Annotated in this window: 16 protein-coding genes; 12 read left to right on the forward strand and 4 right to left on the reverse strand. The window is 70.5% G+C overall.

The annotated features are described in order from the left end of the window. Positions 1-56 precede the first annotated feature (56 nt). A complete protein-coding gene (gene hemB / locus M3U25_RS12960) occupies positions 57-1,049 on the forward strand; it encodes a porphobilinogen synthase (RefSeq protein ID WP_242159202.1) in 993 nt (330 codons plus the stop codon). Positions 1,050-1,573: 524 nt separating this feature from the next. Here the strand turns inward: hemB and M3U25_RS12965 are convergent. Next, positions 1,574-2,560: an NAD-dependent epimerase/dehydratase family protein gene (locus tag M3U25_RS12965; protein ID WP_355502573.1), complete on the reverse strand. Its 987-nt coding sequence runs from the start codon at positions 2,558-2,560 to the stop codon at positions 1,574-1,576. A gap of 91 nt (positions 2,561-2,651) precedes the next feature. Here M3U25_RS12965 and M3U25_RS12970 point away from each other — a divergent pair, with 91 nt between their 5' ends. Continuing rightward, complete coding sequence (locus tag M3U25_RS12970; RefSeq protein WP_355502571.1) at positions 2,652-3,539, forward strand: LysR family transcriptional regulator; 888 nt, start codon at positions 2,652-2,654, stop codon at positions 3,537-3,539. A gap of 116 nt (positions 3,540-3,655) precedes the next feature. On the opposite strand, the gene M3U25_RS12975 is transcribed toward M3U25_RS12970, so the two are convergent. Further along, positions 3,656-4,411 (reverse strand): DNA/RNA non-specific endonuclease, encoded by a 756-nt coding sequence (locus tag M3U25_RS12975; RefSeq protein ID WP_242159205.1) that lies wholly within the window; start codon positions 4,409-4,411, stop codon positions 3,656-3,658. A 199-nt stretch (positions 4,412-4,610) separates the two neighbouring features. Here M3U25_RS12975 and M3U25_RS12980 point away from each other — a divergent pair, with 199 nt between their 5' ends. Then, entirely contained in the window at positions 4,611-7,118 is a 2,508-nt protein-coding gene (locus M3U25_RS12980) for a sulfite reductase flavoprotein subunit alpha (protein ID WP_355502567.1), read from the forward strand. Between the two features lie 528 nt (positions 7,119-7,646). On the opposite strand, the gene M3U25_RS12985 is transcribed toward M3U25_RS12980, so the two are convergent. Then, positions 7,647-8,537: a TolB-like protein gene (locus M3U25_RS12985; protein ID WP_355502564.1), complete on the reverse strand. Its 891-nt coding sequence runs from the start codon at positions 8,535-8,537 to the stop codon at positions 7,647-7,649. 52 nt (positions 8,538-8,589) lie between these two features. Between M3U25_RS12985 and aroE the strand changes: the two genes are divergently transcribed. The 9 genes from aroE to M3U25_RS13030 all read left to right on the forward strand — a co-directional run bounded on the left by aroE (position 8,590) and on the right by M3U25_RS13030 (position 17,313). Continuing rightward, on the forward strand, positions 8,590-9,438 hold the full coding sequence (gene aroE / locus M3U25_RS12990; protein ID WP_242159208.1) for a shikimate dehydrogenase: 849 nt from the start codon (positions 8,590-8,592) through the stop codon (positions 9,436-9,438). Between the two features lie 37 nt (positions 9,439-9,475). Then, positions 9,476-9,820, forward strand: a complete 345-nt coding sequence (locus tag M3U25_RS12995) for a hypothetical protein (protein ID WP_242159209.1) — start codon at positions 9,476-9,478, stop codon at positions 9,818-9,820. A 34-nt stretch (positions 9,821-9,854) separates the two neighbouring features. Beyond that, positions 9,855-10,220, forward strand: coding sequence for a hypothetical protein (locus M3U25_RS13000; protein ID WP_242159210.1), 366 nt, complete (start codon positions 9,855-9,857; stop codon positions 10,218-10,220). A 67-nt stretch (positions 10,221-10,287) separates the two neighbouring features. Further along, the gene (dinG, locus tag M3U25_RS13005; RefSeq protein WP_355502559.1) at positions 10,288-12,417 is read left to right on the forward strand and encodes an ATP-dependent DNA helicase DinG; all 2,130 of its coding nucleotides are present in this window, start codon (positions 10,288-10,290) and stop codon (positions 12,415-12,417) included. A 144-nt stretch (positions 12,418-12,561) separates the two neighbouring features. Continuing rightward, entirely contained in the window at positions 12,562-13,059 is a 498-nt protein-coding gene (locus tag M3U25_RS13010) for a hypothetical protein (RefSeq protein ID WP_355502557.1), read from the forward strand. 16 nt (positions 13,060-13,075) lie between these two features. Beyond that, positions 13,076-13,198, forward strand: a complete 123-nt coding sequence (locus M3U25_RS13015; RefSeq protein ID WP_355502554.1) for a hypothetical protein — start codon at positions 13,076-13,078, stop codon at positions 13,196-13,198. Between the two features lie 165 nt (positions 13,199-13,363). After that, positions 13,364-14,887 (forward strand): catalase KatB, encoded by a 1,524-nt coding sequence (katB, locus tag M3U25_RS13020; protein WP_355502551.1) that lies wholly within the window; start codon positions 13,364-13,366, stop codon positions 14,885-14,887. A 63-nt stretch (positions 14,888-14,950) separates the two neighbouring features. Beyond that, positions 14,951-15,508, forward strand: coding sequence for an ankyrin repeat domain-containing protein (locus M3U25_RS13025; protein ID WP_355502547.1), 558 nt, complete (start codon positions 14,951-14,953; stop codon positions 15,506-15,508). A gap of 233 nt (positions 15,509-15,741) precedes the next feature. Beyond that, entirely contained in the window at positions 15,742-17,313 is a 1,572-nt protein-coding gene (locus tag M3U25_RS13030) for an SDR family oxidoreductase (protein ID WP_160946773.1), read from the forward strand. Between the two features lie 55 nt (positions 17,314-17,368). On the opposite strand, the gene M3U25_RS13035 is transcribed toward M3U25_RS13030, so the two are convergent. Beyond that, the gene (locus tag M3U25_RS13035) at positions 17,369-17,797 is read right to left on the reverse strand and encodes a hypothetical protein (protein WP_242081435.1); all 429 of its coding nucleotides are present in this window, start codon (positions 17,795-17,797) and stop codon (positions 17,369-17,371) included. Between the last annotated feature and the right edge of the window lie 118 nt (positions 17,798-17,915).

The following is a 17,915-nucleotide window of genomic DNA, read 5'->3' on the forward strand; positions in this document are numbered from 1 at the left end:
ATCGGCCCGTGCGACCGGCGCGGCCTCCCAGTATCCGTCCACCCAGGAGCCTGCACGTGGCCCATCCCCACTATCGCCCCCGGCGCATGCGCCGCGATGCCTTTTCGCGCCGCCTGATGCGCGAGCACACCCTCACCGTCGACGACCTGATCTGGCCGGTGTTCGTGCACGACGTGCCTGGGCGCACGCCCATCGCCTCCATGCCCGGCGTGGAGCGCCTGTCGATCGAGGAACTGCTGAAGGAGGCCGAGGCGGCCCTGGAACTGGGTATCCCGGTGATCGACCTGTTCCCGGTGATCGACCCGGCCGGCAAGTCGCTGGACGCGGCCGAGGCCTGGAACCCGGACGGCCTGGCGCAACGCGCGGTGCGCGCGCTGAAGACGCGCTTCCCCGAGCTGGGGGTGATGACCGATGTGGCGCTGGATCCGTACACCAGCCACGGCCAGGACGGCATCATCGACGACCGCGGCTACGTGCTCAACGACATCACCGTCCAGGCGCTGGTGCAGCAGTCGCTGTCGCACGCGCAGGCCGGCGTGGACATCGTCTCGCCGTCGGACATGATGGACGGGCGCATCGGTGCGATCCGCCGCGCGCTGGATGCCGACGAGCACCTGCACGTGCGCATCATGGCCTACTCGGCCAAGTACGCCTCGGCGTTCTACGGCCCGTTCCGCGAGGCCGTGGGCAGCGCCGGCAACCTCGGCAAGGCCGACAAGACCACTTACCAGATGGATCCGGCCAACGGCGACGAGGCCCTGCGCGAGATCGCCCTGGACCTGGAAGAGGGCGCGGACATGGTGATGGTCAAGCCCGGCATGCCCTACCTGGACGTGGTGCGGCGGGTGAAGGACGAGTTCCGCGTGCCGACCTTCGCCTACCAGGTCAGTGGCGAGTACGCGATGCTCAAGGCGGCGATCGGCAACGGCTGGCTGGACGAGCGCGCCTGCGTGCTGGAGTCGCTGATGGCGTTCAAGCGCGCCGGTGCCGACGGCGTGCTGACCTACTTCGCGCCGCAGGTGGCGCGCTGGTTGCGCGAGGCGCGCTGATCGATCGTGTCTCTGTAGGAACGATGCCAGGGAGCCTCTGACGATGCGCCTTGCCGCGGCGAAGCGGGACAGGTCGGTGGACTCGTAGCAGCGGTTTCGGTTGCGACCAGGCATGTCGGCCGCGGCTGAAGCCGCTCCTACGAAATGGTCTTCCGACATTAGCTAGAGATGTCCTTCAGCCTCCACGCGTTTGCTTGGAAGCCTCTCGCAACTGAAGTCGCTTCCACAGTCGCACGATCGTGCAGTCCGTCGACCGCGGATCCTCGTAGGAGCGGGGGGAGGCCCGCCCCGGCGTTTCCCGGGCAGCCCCGGCGCGGCGGGAGGCCCGCCAACCCCCCCCGCGGGGCGCTTCCCCTGTCCGCGGCCCCCGGAGAGCCCCCCCCCCCAAAGTTCTGCCTATACCCCTCGGCCTGCTGGGGGCCGGGCCGCGCCCGCGCCCCCTCGCCGGCCCCCCCCCCCCCGCGACCTGGCTTTCCCGGTCATGCCCGGTCGCGGCTGAAGCCGCTCCTACCCACACGGCGGCGCTATGCCGATGACGTCGCCGCCGGTAGACAACCCAGCCCGCGCAGCGTCGCCTCCACCGCCACGTCCAGCGGCGTGTGCGGCTCTTCGCCGAGCAGCTCCAGCAGCCGCGTGTTGCGCATGCGCAGCGGCTGCCGCCACAGCGGACGCATCTCGTGCAGTTCGCGCGCCAGCGGCCAGAACGGCACGGCCAGGGTCAGCAGCGGCCACGGGAAGCGGCGCATGCGCGGCGGCGCCAGGCCGTGGCGTTGCGCGACCCGCGCGATCGCCGCGGCCATCTGCGTGCCGTCGGCGTCCCAATGTCCCTCCATGTGCAGACGGGCGAAGGCCGGCAGACGCTCGCGTCGTTGCAGCAGCGCCCGCATGGTCCGCGCCACGTCCGGCACGTAGGCCCATTGGTGGCCTACGCCCGGATCGCCCGGCAGGGTCACCGTCGTGACCGGTCGTCCCGGCCGCACCAGCCCTTGCGCGAACCAACTATTGCCCACGCGCGGGCCGAAGAAATCCCCTGCGCGCACCACGATCGCCCGTGCGCCTTGCGCGGTCGCGGCCTGCAGGCGTCGCTCCAGTTCCACCCGGATCGCGCCCTTGCGGGTGATCGGCGCCTGCGGTGCGTCTTCGTCCGGCGCCGGATAGGCGTCCGGGCCGTAGTTGTAGACCGTGCCCGGCAGGACCACGGTGGCGCGCTCGGCGATGGCCGCGGCGACGGTGTTGTCGATCATCGGCAGCACCAGTTCCGACCAGCGCCGGTAACCCGGTGGATTGACCGCATGCACGATCACCGCGCACCCCTGCGCCGCCTGCAATACGTCCGCCCGTTGCTGCGCATCGCCGCGGCACCAATGGATGCCATCGCGCTCCTCGCTGGCGTGGGCGAGGCCACGTTGCAGGGCGCGCACCTGCCAGCCGGCGTCGCGCAACTGCCGCGCCAGTTCGCCGCCGATGCCGCCGCTGGCGCCCAGCACCAGGGCCGTGGAAGAAGAGGACATGACAGCGCTCCGTTGGGGTCGGCGGTCAGTGTCGGTGTCGGTGCCGCTGAAGAAAATTGGCGAATAGCGCGGACCGGCTATACATTTCTGTATGGACAACACGATCGGCTGGGAACTCTATCGGTCCTTCCTGGCGGTGCTGGAGGAAGGCTCGCTGTCGGCAGCGGCACGCGCGTTGGGCCTGACCCAGCCCACCGTCGGCCGGCACGTGGCGGCGCTGGAACAGGCGCTGGCGGTGCCGCTGTTCGTGCGTTCGCAGACCGGCCTGCTGCCGACCGATGCCGCACTGGCCTTGCGCGGGCATGCGCAGGCGATGGGCAGCCTGGCCGCGTCGCTGCAGCGCGCTGCGGGCCGCCACGGCGATGCGGTACGCGGCACGGTGCGCATCGCCGCCAGCGAGGTGATCGGTGCGGAGGTGCTGCCGCCAGTGCTGGCGACCTTGCGCCGCGCGCATCCGCACCTACGGCTGGAACTGGTGCTGAGCAACCGGGTGCAGGACCTGCTGCATCGCGAAGCGGACGTGGCGGTGCGTATGACCCGGCCGACCCAGGAGGTGTTGGTCGCGCGCCACGTCGGTGCGGTGGCGGTGGCGTTGTTCGCGCACCAGGACTATGTGGACCGCTGCGGCCTGCCGCAGACGCTGGAGGACCTGCCGCAGCATGCGCTGATCGGCTTCGATGCGGAAACGCCGTTCCTGCGCGCCGCGCGCAGTGCGCTGCCGCTGTGGCGGCGCGAGGCGTTCGCGTTGCGTGCCGACAGCGACTTGGCGCAACTGGCGCTGTTGCGTGCCGGCTGCGGCATCGGCTTCTGCCAGGTCGCCCTGGCGCGGCGCACGCCGGCGCTGGTGCCGGTGCTGCCGCAGCAGGTGCGCGTGGGCCTGGAAAGCTGGATCGTGATGCACCAGGACGTGCGCGGCAGCGCCGCCTGCAGCGCGGTGTTCGCGGCACTGGTCGAGGCGATGACGGCGCACACCGGCTGAGGTGCGCGCGCTTGCAATGGCGGCCGGCTGGCGCATTCGCGCATCCGACCGCCCCAACCCGGGCAGGGAATCAGGACGCTTCTACGAATCCCGATTCCCCACTCCCGGATCCCCGCTTACGGCAACGTCAGCGCGATCGGATTGGCCTTCATGCTGGCGCTGATTGCCGGGAACGGATCCACGCCGGACATGGTGATGACGTCGTTGATCGACACCACGTCGCAGTTGATGGTGCTGTCGTTGACGCACATGTAGGCGGCCGCGCCGTTGCCCGGCTCGTACACCGCCTTCCACACGTAGTTCGGGATCTGCACGTTGTCGGCGCCGATGCTGCTGCGCGTGCCGCTGTCGAAGGCCGGGCCGGTGACCACGTAGACCTCGCCGCGCTGCTTGGCCAGCTGGCGCACCTGCTCTTCGATCCGCGCCCACTCGCCGGTGTTGAGCTTGTGGTCCTGCGGGACCACGTTGGCCATCGAGAAGGTTTCCTTCTCTGAGTTAGTGGTCGAGGCATCGCCGGCCGGGGTCATGTGCCCGCGGTCGAAGCCGGAGTTGGTGTAGTCCGAGGTGTGCGAGCGGTCGGCGGCGGGGATGCCGGTCTCGTCGTGGAAGGAGCCGACGCGGCCGATCGATTCGGCGCCGGCGACCTGCTGGTCGGTCAGGTGCTCGGCCGAGTACAGCGGGCCCTTGGTCACGCCCGAGGCCATCAGCACGTATTCGGTATGGCAGACCTCGGTGGTGCGGCTGGTGATCGACGCGTCGAGCGTCGGCGCCTTGCCGCCGGCGTAGAGCGTGGGGCAGCTGGTGGCGGCGCTGGCCGCCTGGGCGGCGAACAGCGCAAGCAGGGCAAGACAACCGCGCAGGGAGACGGACATTGCAGGAACCTCGGGGGTGGTCGATGGAGGTGAAGAAACTGGCCAGGTTCGATGTCCGCCAGGTGACCGCTGGATGTGCGGCAAATGGCAACCGCGGCGGCGGTCACGCTTGGCGGTAGACGCCGCGCCGGGCCGGATCAATCGCATGCGATAAGCGTTCTCATTTACAATGCGCGCCCGCCCTGTCCCCGCCCGCGCCGTGATCAAGACGCTGTTGTTCCAGTTGCACTGGCTGCTCGGCATCAGCGCCGGGCTGGTGCTGTCGGTGATGGGCCTGAGCGGCGCCACGCTGGCCTTCGAGGACGAGATCGTGCGCCTGGCCAATCCGCCGCTGGCGGCGATCGCCGCGCGCCATGCCGCCGGCGAGCAGCCCTTGCCGCTGGCCGAGCTGGCGCGGCGCCTGGACCTGGACGGCGCACACCGCAGCAACCGGCTGCTGATCGACCCCACCGGCACGCGGCCGTCCGCGGTACGCCTGCCCGGCCGCGACGGTGGCCGCCTGTACTTCGATCCCTACACCGGCGCGGTGCTGCCGGCGCCGCGCCTGGACGGGTTCTTCTCCTTCGTCGAAGACCTGCACCGGCGCCTGGCCGCCGGCGAGCGCGGCAAGGCGGTCACCGGGGTTTGCGCCTTCGTGCTGATCTTCTTCTGCCTGTCCGGGCTGTACCTGCGCTGGCCGCGGCGCTGGTGGAGCTGGCGCGCCTGGTGGGCGGTGGAGTGGAACCGACAGGGACGCAGCTTCCTGTGGAGCCTGCACTCGGTGATCGGCACCTGGTGCCTGCTGCTGTACCTGCTGATCGCCGCGACCGGGTTGTACTGGTCCTACGACTGGTACCGGCAGGGGCTGGTGGCGATGCTCGGCGGCGATGCCGCGCCGAAGGACAAGGCCGGCGGCCGCGGCGGCAAGCCGCCGGCGGTGGACTACGCACGGCTGCAGGCGGCCCTGGCGACCGTGCCCGCTGCGCAGCGCGCCTACCTGGATCTGCGCCTGCCCGGCCGCAGCGGCCAGCCGATCGTGGCCCGCTACCTGCCGCCCGATCCGGCGCACGACCGCGCCTACGACAGCGTGGAGGTCGATGCGGCCAGCGGCCGCATCCTGCGCCACCTGGAGTATCGCCAGCAACCGCTGGGCGGGCGCCTGCTGACCAGCATGTTCGCCCTGCACACCGGCAGCTTCTTCGGCCTGCCCGGGCGCGTGGCGATGCTGCTGGCGAGCCTGTGCATGTCGCTGTTCTTCGTCACCGGCTGGATGCTGTACCTGGACCGCCGGCGCAAGAAGCGCGCCTTGCGCGATGCGCGGCGTGCGCTGCCGGGGCTGGTCGGCGATGCCGCCGGTTCCTGGCTGGTGGGCTTCGCCAGCCAGAGCGGCCTGGGCGAGCGCCTGGCCTGGCAGACCGCCGCGCAACTGCAGGCCGCCGGCCTGGCGGTGGACGTGCGCTCGCTGGCGCAGCTGGACCTGGCGCACCTGCGCGGCACCCAGCGCGCGCTGTTCGTGATCAGCACCTTCGGCGATGGCGAACCGCCGGACGCGGCACGTGGCTTCGTCCGCCGCGTGCTGCGCCAGGCGCAGGCGCTGCCGGACTTGCGCTATGCGGTACTCGGCCTGGGCGATCGCCAGTATCCGCAGTTCTGCGGCTTCTCGCGGGAGGTGCAGCACTGGCTGGACACACAGGGCGCGCAGGCGCTGTTCCCGGCGCTGGAGGTGGACAACGCCGATCCGCAGGCGCTGGCGCAGTGGCAATGGCAACTGTCCGCGCTAACCGGCGTGGCGGCGTCGGCGCCGGTGTTGCAGGCGCCGGAACCGCTGGACTGGCGCCTGGCCGGCCGCGTGCTGCTCAACCCCGGCAGCGCCGGCGCCCCGGTGTGGCGCATCGACCTGGCGCCGCCGCCGCAGGCGCACTGGCACGCCGGCGACATCCTGGAAGTGCAGCCCTGCCACGCCGCCGATACGGTCCGCGTCTGGCTCGCCATGCAGGCGCTGAACGCCGAACAGACGGTGCACGCCGATGGCGTGCGTCAGCCGCTGTGGCAGGCGCTGGCATCACGGGCGTTGACGCCGCCGGCGCCGGGCGACGATCTGCAGGCCTGGGTGGATGCGCTGCCGAGCCTGCCGTTGCGCGAGTACTCGATCGCCTCGGTGCCGGCCGACGGCCTGCTGCAACTGGTCGTGCGCCTGACCCTGCGCCACGACGGCAGCCCCGGCGTGGGCGCCGGCTGGCTGTGCCAGCACGCGCCGGTGGGTGCCGTGCTGCGCGCGCAGGTGCGGGCCAACCCCGGGTTCCGCCGGCATGGCGATGCCCCCATGGTGCTGATCGGCAACGGCACCGGTATCGCCGGCCTGCGCAGCCTGCTGCGCGAGGCCGAGCAGGCCGGCGTGCATGGGCACTGGCTGCTGTTCGGCGAGCGCAACGCCGCGCACGATGCGCTGTTCGGCGACGAGCTGCGGGCCTGGCAGGCGGCCGGCCACCTGCAGCGCCTGGACCTGCTGTTCTCGCGCGACCAGGCGCACAAGCGCTACGTGCAGGACGGGCTGCGCGAGGCCGCCGACACGCTGCGCGCCTGGGTGGCGCGTGGCGCCACCGTGTACGTCTGCGGCAGCCTCGCCGGCATGGCGCGCGGCGTGGATGCCGCATTGCGCGAGATCCTCGGCGAGGACGCGCTGGATGCGCTCAGCGCCGAGGGGCGCTACCGACGCGATGTGTACTGAGATGATGCGCCGATAGCGCGTAATCGGCGTCCGCTGCGTGCTTGCGTCGACTGCTGCTGCACATCATGTGCCGGCTGGAGATGCGAGTGGCGCGACTTCAGGGCGTCTCTTATCGTCTGCGCCGGTCATGGATCAACCGGATACGCCGTGCCTCGTAGGAGCGGCTTCAGCCGCGACCGGCACCCGGGAATGCACGTCGCGGCTGTTTCTGCAAAAAAGGGCGAAATGCGCTCGTGCAAGACCACGGCGTGTCTCGCTGACTGCGGTAGAGCGCGTTGTTGGAGGAGTGCTTCGGTTGCGGCAAGCGCAGAGGGGATGCGCCCAGGTGCCATGCGTCCGGACTGAAGTCCTCCCACAACGGCCTCTTCTTACGTCGCTTGCCCGACGGCATGGCAGCGGCCCGGGCATCCCGGAAACGCCCGGGCGTGGTCGCCGGACGGCGTGCCTGCCGCCACCGCACTCCTTCGGCGAACCTGCGCGACTGCGCTCGACCAATTGCCGCGTGCGTCGCGTCGCCGCGCAACCCGCTTACATGCAGTCGCCGCTGCCGGTCGCCGCCGGCGCCTTGATCCGGTACAGGTCGCGCTTGCCGGCCTTCGGCGCGCGGGCGCTGCCGGACAACAGCAGTTCGCCCGGCTTGGATGCGTCCACTACGGCGCCGGCGGTGTGGCCATCGCTGCCGTTGAACGACAGCGCCAGCGGCTGCGGGTCCGCGTAGCGGCCGCCGGCACATTGCGCCAGCAGCACCTGGCTGCGCGCGCTGCCATGCGCACGGGCGAACAGCAGCGCGCGGCCGTCGCCCAGCCAGGCGGCGTCGCTTTCGTCGTCGGCGCTGTTGACCCCGGCCAGCGCCTGCGGGCGCACGAACCCCTGGCCGTCCAGGCGCGCCACGAACAGGTCCAGGCCGCCGGCGCCGCCATGGCCATCGCTGGCGAACAGCAGCCGCGTGCCGTCCAGCGAGAGGGCCGGCGCACGTTCGTCGCCCGCCGAATTCACTGCCGCGCCCAGGTTCTGCGGCGCGCCGTAGCCGCCGCCGGCCAGCACCGGCGCACGGTACAGGTCGCTGCCGCCGTGGCCGCCGGGACGATCGGAGGCGAAGTACAGCCAGCGGCCGTCGGCGCTGAAGAACGGGTCGCTGTCCTGGTTCGGCGAATTCACTGGCGCCGGCAGCGGTTGCGGGTCGCGCCAGCGCCCGTCGCGCAGCACCGCCTGCCACAGGTCGCCGCCGCCGGGCCCGCCGGCGCGGTCTGGACTGGCCCAGACGATGCGCTGGCCGTCGGGCGACACGCTCGCGCGGGTCTCGTCGGCGGCGGTCGACACAACCCCCATGCCCTCGATGCCGAATTCGGAAAGCGCGAACGCACACGGCGCGCAGAGTAAACTCGCGGCCAGCGCGAGCGGCAGGGCAGGGGTCCGCATGAGGGATTCCATGGAATGTCGCCGCCAGTCTAAAACAACCAACGAGCGCTCCATGCCCAACTCCCGTTTTGCCGTGTTCGGCCATCCCGTCGCCCATTCGCTGTCGCCGCGCATCCACGCCGCCTTCGCCAAGCAGACCGGCATCGCCCTGCAATACGAGGCGATCGACGTCCAGGCCGACGGGTTCGCCGCGGCGCTGGCCGCCTTCGCCGCGGCCGGTGGCGTCGGCGCCAACGTGACCCTGCCGCTGAAGGAAGCCGCGTTCGCGCTCAGTCTGGTGCACAGCGCACGCGCGCAGTCCGCCGGTGCGGTCAACACGCTCAGCTACCGCGATGGCCAGTGGCACGGCGACAACACCGACGGTGCCGGCCTGGTGCGCGACCTGACCGGCCGCAACGGCCTGGACCTGCGCGGTCGCCGCGCGTTGCTGCTGGGCGCCGGCGGCGCCGCGCGCGGCGTGGCGCCGGCGTTGCTGGACGCCGGCGTGCAGCAGCTGGTGGTGGTCAACCGCGCGCCGGAACGCGCCGACGCGCTGGTCGATGCGCTGGGCGAGCCGGCGCGCGCGATCTCGCGCTATTGGGAAGACCTGCGCGAGCTGGGTGATTTCGAACTGATCGTCAACGCCACCACCATCGGCCGCGATCCGGCCGCCAGCTTCACCCTGCCGCTGTCGCTGATCAACAGCATGACTCTGGCGGTGGACCTGAACTACGGCGAGGTCGCGATCGCATTCCTGGCCTGGGCGCGCGCGGCGCGGTGTCGCGACACCGTGGACGGCCTGGGCATGCTGGTGGAACAGGCCGCCGAGAGCTTCGAGGCATGGCATGGCGTGCGCCCGGAGACCGATCCGGTGTATGCCGCGCTGCGCGAGCGCGACGCAGTGCTGGTCAGCGCCGACTGAAAGACGTCGCCTCCGCCATCTATCCGGGAGTAAACGCATGGACGAATCGTTGATGCTGCAAGTGCTGACGCGACTGCTGACGCAGTTGCCGCTCTTGCTGGTCTATGTGGTCGGTCTGGCGCTGCTGTTCACGCGCCGTCCTGGCCGTGCGCGCACCTTGGGCATCTGCGGGCTGGCGATCCTGCTGCTGGCCTTGGGCCTGGGGACGGCGATGTCGTTCGTGCCGATGTGGCTGATTTCCCAAGGCCATAGCTACTCGTCGGTCTCGAGCATGCTCGGCATCGTCAGCTTCGTCGCCGCGCTGATACTCGCGGTGGGCATGCTGCTGGTGGTGCTGGCGCTGCGCTTCGCTCTGCCGCCGCGCGTGGCGGCACCGCACTGACCGACGCCGACGGGCCTGGCCCATGGAGGGCGCCATGCTGGCGATGGGGCTGTACCCGGTGCTGGACGTGAGCGCACTGACCGGCGCGCTCGGCCTGCTGGCGCGCCTGCTGCTGCCGCTGATCGCCCTGCTGCTGCTCCCACGGCTGGCGCCGGGCCGCGCGCGCACCCGGGCACGGCTCGGGCTGACGGTGTTGCTGGTGGGCGCGCTCCTGCCGCGGCTGTTGGACGCGGTGCTGAGTTGGGCGGCCCTGATCGACGGCCAGTTCCGCGCCAGGCATCCGGGCGTCTATGCGCTGGTGCATCTGCTGGACGATGCGCTGTACGTGGTCGGCCTGGGGTTGCTGCTGCGCGCGCTGTGGCTGGCGCTGCCGCGCAAGGCCGCGCCGCCGGCGCCGTAAGGCGGCACGGCGCGCCGTTCAGTTCCCGCGTTTCAGTCCTTGCGACGGGACGTGAGAAAATGTCGGGATGACCGAGTCCCCTTCGCCGTCGACGCCGCCCGCGTCCGGCCCGTCCCCGCGCCAGCTCACCGAACCGGTCAAGCTGGCCATCCGCGATGCCTACGCCAAGCTGCAGGCCAATACGCCGGGCTTCCGCGTGCGCCGCGCGCAGAGCCAGATGATCGGCGTGGTCTCGCGCGCGCTGGGGACGTCCGGCGGGGTGGGCGTGGCCGAGGCGCCCACCGGCGTCGGCAAGAGCCTGGGCTATCTGACCGCCGGCGTGCCGATCGCACTGGCCAGCAAGAAGAAGCTGGTGATCAGCACTGGCACGGTGGCGTTGCAGTCGCAGCTGGTCGAGCGCGACATCCCGGCCTTCCTCAAGGCGACCGGGCTGGAGGCCACGGTGGCCCTGGCCAAGGGCCGCACCCGTTACCTGTGCACGCGCAACGTGGCCGAGCTGCATGGCGAAGCCGCGCAGGACAGCATGTTCGAGGACGAGGCGCCGCTGTACGACCGCCCGCTGAGCCCGGCCGAGGCCGAACAGGCGCGGGCGCTGGCCAAGGCCTATGCCGACAGGACCTGGAACGGCGACCTGGACGCCGCGCCGGAGCCGGTGCCGCCGTCGCTGCGCGCGCGCATCACCACCAATGCCGCCGGTTGCGCCGGCCGACGCTGCTCGTTCGCGGTGCAGTGCCCGGTGCTGAAGGCGCGCGGCGAGGTGCGCGATGCGCAGATCGTGGTCACCAACCACGCCCTGCTGCTGTCGGCGCTGTCGCTGGGCGACAGCGACAACGGCCAGCCGCTGATCGCGCCGCCGTCGGACATGCTGCTGGTGCTCGACGAGGGCCACCACATCGCCGGCGTCGCCATCGACCAGGGCGCGGCGAATCTGCCGCTGGACGAGATGGCGCGGCGCACCGGCCGCCTGCAGGCGCTAGTCGGCGCCGCCTACCGGCTCGCCGACAAGGACCGCATCGGCAATCAGTTGCCCAACGAGGCGGTCGAACTGGCCGCGCAGGTGGCCAAGGGGCTGAAGGCGTTCCGCGCCGAGATCGAGCGGGTGTGGGTGCCGGAGCCGGGCCAGGACGAACCGATGTGGCGCGCGCCCAACGGGCGCCTGCCCGAAGCGTGGAAGTCGCTGATCGACGCGCAGGCGCAGGACACCGGTGCGCTGCTGAACTGGGTGCAGGCCGCGCACCAGATGGCGGCCAAGTCCAAGCAGGAGGATGCGGCCAAGGAACGCCTGCAGCGCAATCTGGGCATGGCCCTGGAGATGGTGGAGCAGCAGTATGCGCTGTGGCTGGGCTGGCGCCGCGAGGACCAGGACGGGCAGCCGCCGATGGCGCGCTGGATCACCGCCTCGCGCGATGCCGACCTGATCTGCCATTGCTCGCCGGTGTCGGCCGCGCAGGTGCTGCGCTCGCTGCTGTGGAGCGAGGTGGACGCGGCGGTGCTGACCTCGGCAACGCTCACCGGCGGTGGCGATTTCCAGGCGCTGGCGATCGACAACGGCCTGCCCGCGCATGCCGAGATGGTGTCGTTGTCCTCGCCGTTCGACCTGCCCAACCAGGCCGAACTGATCGTGCCGGCGTTCCCGGTGGCGCCGGACGACCGCGAGGGCCATCCGCGCGAGGTGGCGCGCTACCTGGTGCGCGAGCTGGACTGGGGCAAGGGCTCGATCGTGCTGTTCACCTCGCGCTGGAAGATGCTCAAGGTGGCCGACCTGTTGCCGATCGCGCAGCGCAACCGCGTGCTGGTGCAGGGCGACGGCTCCAAGTCGCAGATGATCGGCGAGCACATGCGCCGCATCGCCGCCGGCGAAGGCTCGGTGCTGTTCGGCCTCAATTCCTTCGGCGAGGGCCTGGACCTGCCAGGCGAGGCCTGCACCACGGTGGTCATCACCCAGGTGCCGTTCGCGGTGCCGACCGATCCGCAGACCGCCACGCTCGGCGAATGGTTCGAGAGCCGCGGCCTCAACGCCTTCAACCTGATCGCGGTGCCGCACGCGCTGCGCACCCTGACCCAGTTCGCCGGCCGCCTGATCCGCACCGCCGACGACCACGGCCGCGTGATCATTCTCGATTCGCGGCTGCTGACCAAGCGCTACGGCAAACGCATCATCGATGCGTTGCCGCCGTTCAAGCGGGTGATCGGCTAACGGATGTGACGCCGGTTGGGCTGGCGATGTGACGCCGTGCGCCAAGTCGGCATCGCAGTGGCGGCGATGCCGTGCGGTTGCCGCCGCAGCGCGGACAGGCCGCGCGCGCTGGTCTAGTATCGCGGGCGACAGGGGGGAATGATCATGCGAATCGCCAGACAGTGGGCGTTCGGAGCGGCGTTGTGCATGCTGGCGGGCATCGCCGTGGCGCAGCCGACAGGCGCACCGACAGAAGACGCCGCGGCGGCAGCGCCGGCCAATCCGGCCTACCGCACGCAACTGCTGCAGTTGATCAGCGACGACGCGCAGGCGCGCGCCGACCTCAAACGGGACTACACGCCGCAGCGGCTGCAGCACGATACCGTGTCGCTGCGCGCGTTCGCGCGCGAGGTGCGGATGGCGCAGAAGGAAAGCCAGGAGCGCCTGACCGAGCTGATCCGGCGCCAGGGCTTTCCCGATGCGCAGGCGGTCGGCGCCGAGACGGCGCACGCGGTGTTCCTGATCGCCCAGCGCATCACCGAGCCGGGCTTCCGCGCGGACTTCCAGCGCGGCATCGACGCGGCCGTGCAGCGCGACGCCTACAGCCGTGCCGATCAAACGCTGTTCGCCAATCGTAGCCGTGCGCTGAGCGCGAAGCGCTAGCGTCGCGATCGCGGCAATGCCGACGCGGCATCGCGCCGCGGTGCGCGTGCGAGCGCATCGCCAGGTGTCGACGCTGCCGATGCCCTTCGCGCATGTCTACATTTTGCGGCCGATCTGCACCGGCATCGCCGTCGATTGACGCTGCAGCTGCGCTGTCGCTGCAACGGAATGCGCGCTCCCGCAATGGTCGCGATCACAGTGCGCATGCGTGATTGGCCGCGTCGATGGCATCGATTGCAAGGAACGAATGTTCTGTGCGCCGCACTGCCGCCATGCTGCAGCTCCCTTCACGCGAGCCGACGCCATGCGCCCTGGATCCCTGTTGTTGCTAGTCCTGTTGTCGCCTTCCCTGATCCTGTCGGCCAGCGCCGCACAGTCCACGCTCACCCGCGACAACGGCGCACCGGTGGGCGACAACCAGAACTCGCAGACCGCCGGGCCCAACGGCCCGACGCTGCTGCAGGACGTGCAACTGATCCAGAAGCTGCAGCGCTTCGACCGCGAGCGCATCCCCGAGCGCGTGGTGCACGCGCGCGGCACCGGCGTGCATGGCGAGTTCACCGCCACCGCCGACATCTCCGACCTGAGCAAGGCCAAGGTGTTCGCGCCGGGTACCACCACGCCGGTGTTCGTGCGTTTCTCCTCGGTGGTACACGGCAACCATTCGCCGGAAACGCTGCGCGATCCGCACGGCTTCGCCACCAAGTTCTACACCAGCGAAGGCAACTGGGACCTGGTCGGCAACAACTTCCCGACCTTCTTCATCCGCGACGCGATCAAGTTCCCGGACATGGTGCATGCGTTCAAGCCGGACCCGCGCACCAACCTCGATGACGACGCGCGCCGCTTCGATTTCTTCTCGCACGTGCCCGAGGCCACCCGCACACTGACCCTGCTGTACTCCAACGAAGGCACGCCGGCCGGCTACCGCTTCATGGACGGCAACGGCGTGCATGCCTACAAGCTGGTCAACGCACAGGGCCAGGTGCACTACGTCAAGTTCCACTGGAAGAGCCTGCAGGGCCTCAAGAACCTGGATCCGCAGCAGGTGGTGGCGGTGCAGGGCAAGGACTACAGCCACCTGACCAATGACCTGGTCGGCGCGATCAAGCGCGGCAACTATCCGAAGTGGGACCTGTACATCCAGGTGCTCACGCCCGAGGATCTGGCCAAGTTCGACTTCGATCCGCTGGACGCCACCAAGATCTGGCCGGGCGTGCCCGAGCGCAAGATCGGGCAGATGGTGTTGAACAAGAACGTGGACAACTTCTTCCAGGAGACCGAGCAGGTGGCGATGGCGCCGGCCAACCTGGTGCCGGGCATCGAGCCGTCGGAAGACCGGCTGCTGCAGGGGCGCATCTTCTCCTACGCCGATACCCAGCTGTACCGCGTCGGCACCAATGGCCTGAGCCTGCCGGTGAACCGGCCGCGGGTGGCGGTCAACAACGGCAACCAGGATGGCGCGATGAACGCCGGCAGCACCAACAGCGGCGTGAACTACGAGCCGAGCCGGCTCAGCCCGCGGCCGCAGGATCCGAGCGCGCGCTACAGCCAGTTGCCGCTGTCAGGCACCACCCAGCAGGCCAAGATCACGCGTGAGCAGAACTTCAAGCAGGCCGGCGAGCTGTTCCGCAGCTACAGCAAGAAGGAGCAGCAGGACCTGATCCAGAGCTTCGGCGAATCGCTGGCCGGCACCGACGACGTGAGCAAGCACATCATGCTGTCGTTCCTGTACAAGGCCGATCCGGCCTACGGCAGCGGCGTGGCACGGGTGGCCAAGGGCGACCTGGCGCGGGTCAAGCAACTGGCCGCGCAGTTGCAGGATTGATGCGTCCCACGCGCGGCGTGGCGGCGCTATCGCCGCGCTGCGCATCTTCTTGCGGAGATCACCATGCGTCGTGTTGTTCTTTTCCTGCTCGGCCTGGCGGTGAGCGCCACGGCCGCCGCGGCACCGGCCGCGCCTGCGGCGCCCGATCCGGCCGCGGTGCAGGCGCAATTGCGCACCTATTTCTTCGATGCCGCGCGGCAGGGCCGCCAGAACATGCTGGCCGAGTTCATCCGGGCCCATTACGACCTCGATACCCGCGACGACAAGGGCTATACCGCGTTGATCCTGGCCGCCTACCACGGCCAGCAGGCGGCGGTGGAGCAGTTGCTGCGCGCAGGTGCCGACCCTTGCGCGCAGGACAAGCGCGGCAACACCGCGCTGATGGGCGCGATCTTCAAGGGCGAACTGAGCATCGCCAAGCGGCTGATGCAGGCCGATTGCGCGCCGGACCAGCGCAACAACGCCGGGCAGACCGCGGCGATGTACGCGGCCCTGTTCCAGCGCACCGAGGTGCTGAAGGAACTCGCGGCCAAGGGCGCCGATCTGCAGGCCAAGGATGCGCAGGGCAACGACGTGGCCCGGCTGCAGCGCGGCGAGTTCGCGACCGCACCGGCGCGCTGAGCGATCGCGCCCCGCCTCCGGGGCGGGTGCCGGGCACGGCCATCGCACCGCGCGTGGATCGCGGGCCCCGGATCGGCGAAAATGCCCGGGTGGCCGGTTCCTCCGGCCCGCCGCGGCCCGAGCCGCGCTGTCCGCCGCCTTGGCGGGCGGCGGCGCATCCGGGCTGCGTGCTGCCCTGTCGGCATCGTGCCGGCGCCCTGCCGCGGCTCGCCGTTGCCCATCCCGGATCTGTCTTGAACGCCACTGCCCCTGTTTCGCCCGACGAGCTGCCCCTGGCCGAGCGCCTGCGCATCGCCCTGGACCTGCTCGAGGCCATCGCCGCCGACCGGCGCGTGCTCGATACCGTGCCGGAGGCCGAGCGGGTGCGCCTGCTGCAGGTGGTCGCGCAGGTCTTCAACCCCGAACCCAAGGCGCGGCGCAAGCTGCTCAAGGAACAGGCGCGCGAGCGCCACCAGGAGAAGGTGCGCAAGGCCGAGGAGCTGCTGGCGCAGACCGGCATCCGCGCGCTGCGGCGCAAGCCGGTGTTCAGCACGCCGAACTATTTCCCGCCGCACACGCCGGAAGCGCTGATCCACGCGCAGGCCGCGGCGGCCGAGCCGGCAGCGCACTCGCCCGAACTGCGCCACTGCTACGTGTGCAAGCAGAAGTACACCGAGCTGCATCACTTCTACGACCAGATGTGCCCGCCCTGCGCGGAGTTGAACTACGTCAAGCGCACCGAGACCGCGGACCTGCGCGGGCGCGTGGCGCTGCTCACCGGCGGCCGGGTCAAGATCGGCTACCAGGCCGGGCTCAAGCTGCTGCGCGCCGGCGCCGAGCTGATCGTGACCACGCGCTTCCCGCGCGACTCGGCGGCGCGCTACGCGCAGGAGCCGGATTTCGCCGAATGGGGCCACCGCCTGCAGGTGTACGGGCTGGACCTGCGCCACACGCCCAGCGTCGAGGCGTTCTGCAGCGAACTGCTGGCCACCCGCACGCGCCTGGATTTCATCGTCAACAACGCCTGCCAGACCGTGCGCCGGCCGCCGCAGTTCTACGCGCACATGCTGGCCGGCGAGACCGCCGCGCTGCACGAGCTGCCCGAACACGTGCGCCGGCTGGTGGGCCAGTACGAAGGCCTGCGCGGTCCCGACCTGCTGCCGTCCGGGGGGAACACGCTGCCGGCCGGGGCCGGCAATGGACGCGCCGGTGCCGACGGCCTGCTGCGCGCCGCGGAACTCTCGCAGGTGCCGCTGCTGGCCGACGATCTGCTCGCCCAGCAGCACCTGTTCCCGGAAGGGCGCCTGGACCAGGACCTGCAGCAGGTGGACCTGCGCGGGCGCAACTCATGGCGCCTGCTGCTGGACGAAGTGTCCTCGGTGGAACTGCTGGAGACGCAACTGGTCAACGCGGTCGCGCCGTTCGTCCTCAACGCGCGGCTCAAGCCGCTGATGCTGCGCACGCCCGAGCGCGACAAGCACATCGTCAACGTCTCGGCGATGGAGGGGCAGTTCTACCGCAACTTCAAGACCACCCGGCATCCGCACACCAACATGGCCAAGGCCGCGTTGAACATGATGACCCGCACCTCGGCGGCCGATTACCAGAACGACGGCATCCACATGAACAGCGTGGACACCGGCTGGGTCACCGACGAGGATCCGGCCGAGATCGCCGCGCGCAAGGTGCAGGAAGAGCGCTTCCATCCGCCGCTGGACATCGTCGATGGCGCCGCGCGCATCGTCGATCCGATCATCCACGGCTTCAACACCGGCGAGCACGTGTGGGGCCAGTTCCTCAAGGACTACGCGCCGACAGATTGGTGAGGCGGCGCGCCGCCATCGCCACGGTGCGCGACGTGCATCCGCGTCCGCGCGCGGCCTAGCCGCGCGTGCGGTCCGCGGCCGTGGCGGCAGCGGGTTCGGCGTCCTTCTCGCGGCCCCAGAACTCCACCATGATGGTCATCATGGTCCACACGATCAGTGTCGGCTGCACCTTGTCCGGCAGCAGGTCGTGACCCTTGAGCATCACGTCGATCACCTTCGGCAGCAGCAGCGCCATCACCAGGGTGTAGATCGCGTAGGCCACCCGGTGCCGGCTGCTGGAAATGAACAGGATCGAGATGACCAGGCTGGCGAGCACGGCCAGCGCCACGCCGAACTGCCAGGCACTGAGGCGTTCGGTGCCGGTGAGCACCAGGCCCAGGACGGCGCCGAAAAACATGTTCAGGCCGTTGAGGTTGGCCTGGTACTCGTCCTTGGTCATGCGGCCGAGGCCGACCTTGCCGAACACGTTCCATCCCTTGCGCATGCTCGTTCCCCTTCGCGCTGTCGCATCCTGGCGCCGCCACGCCCATCGGCTGGCCGCACGCCTCCCCGCGCCCACTGTAGCGAAGATCGCGCGCGTTCGCCGCCTGTCCGCCGCACGC

The organism is Xanthomonas sp. PPL134 (assembly GCF_040595915.1).
GTDB lineage: Bacteria > Pseudomonadota > Gammaproteobacteria > Xanthomonadales > Xanthomonadaceae > Xanthomonas_A > Xanthomonas_A indica.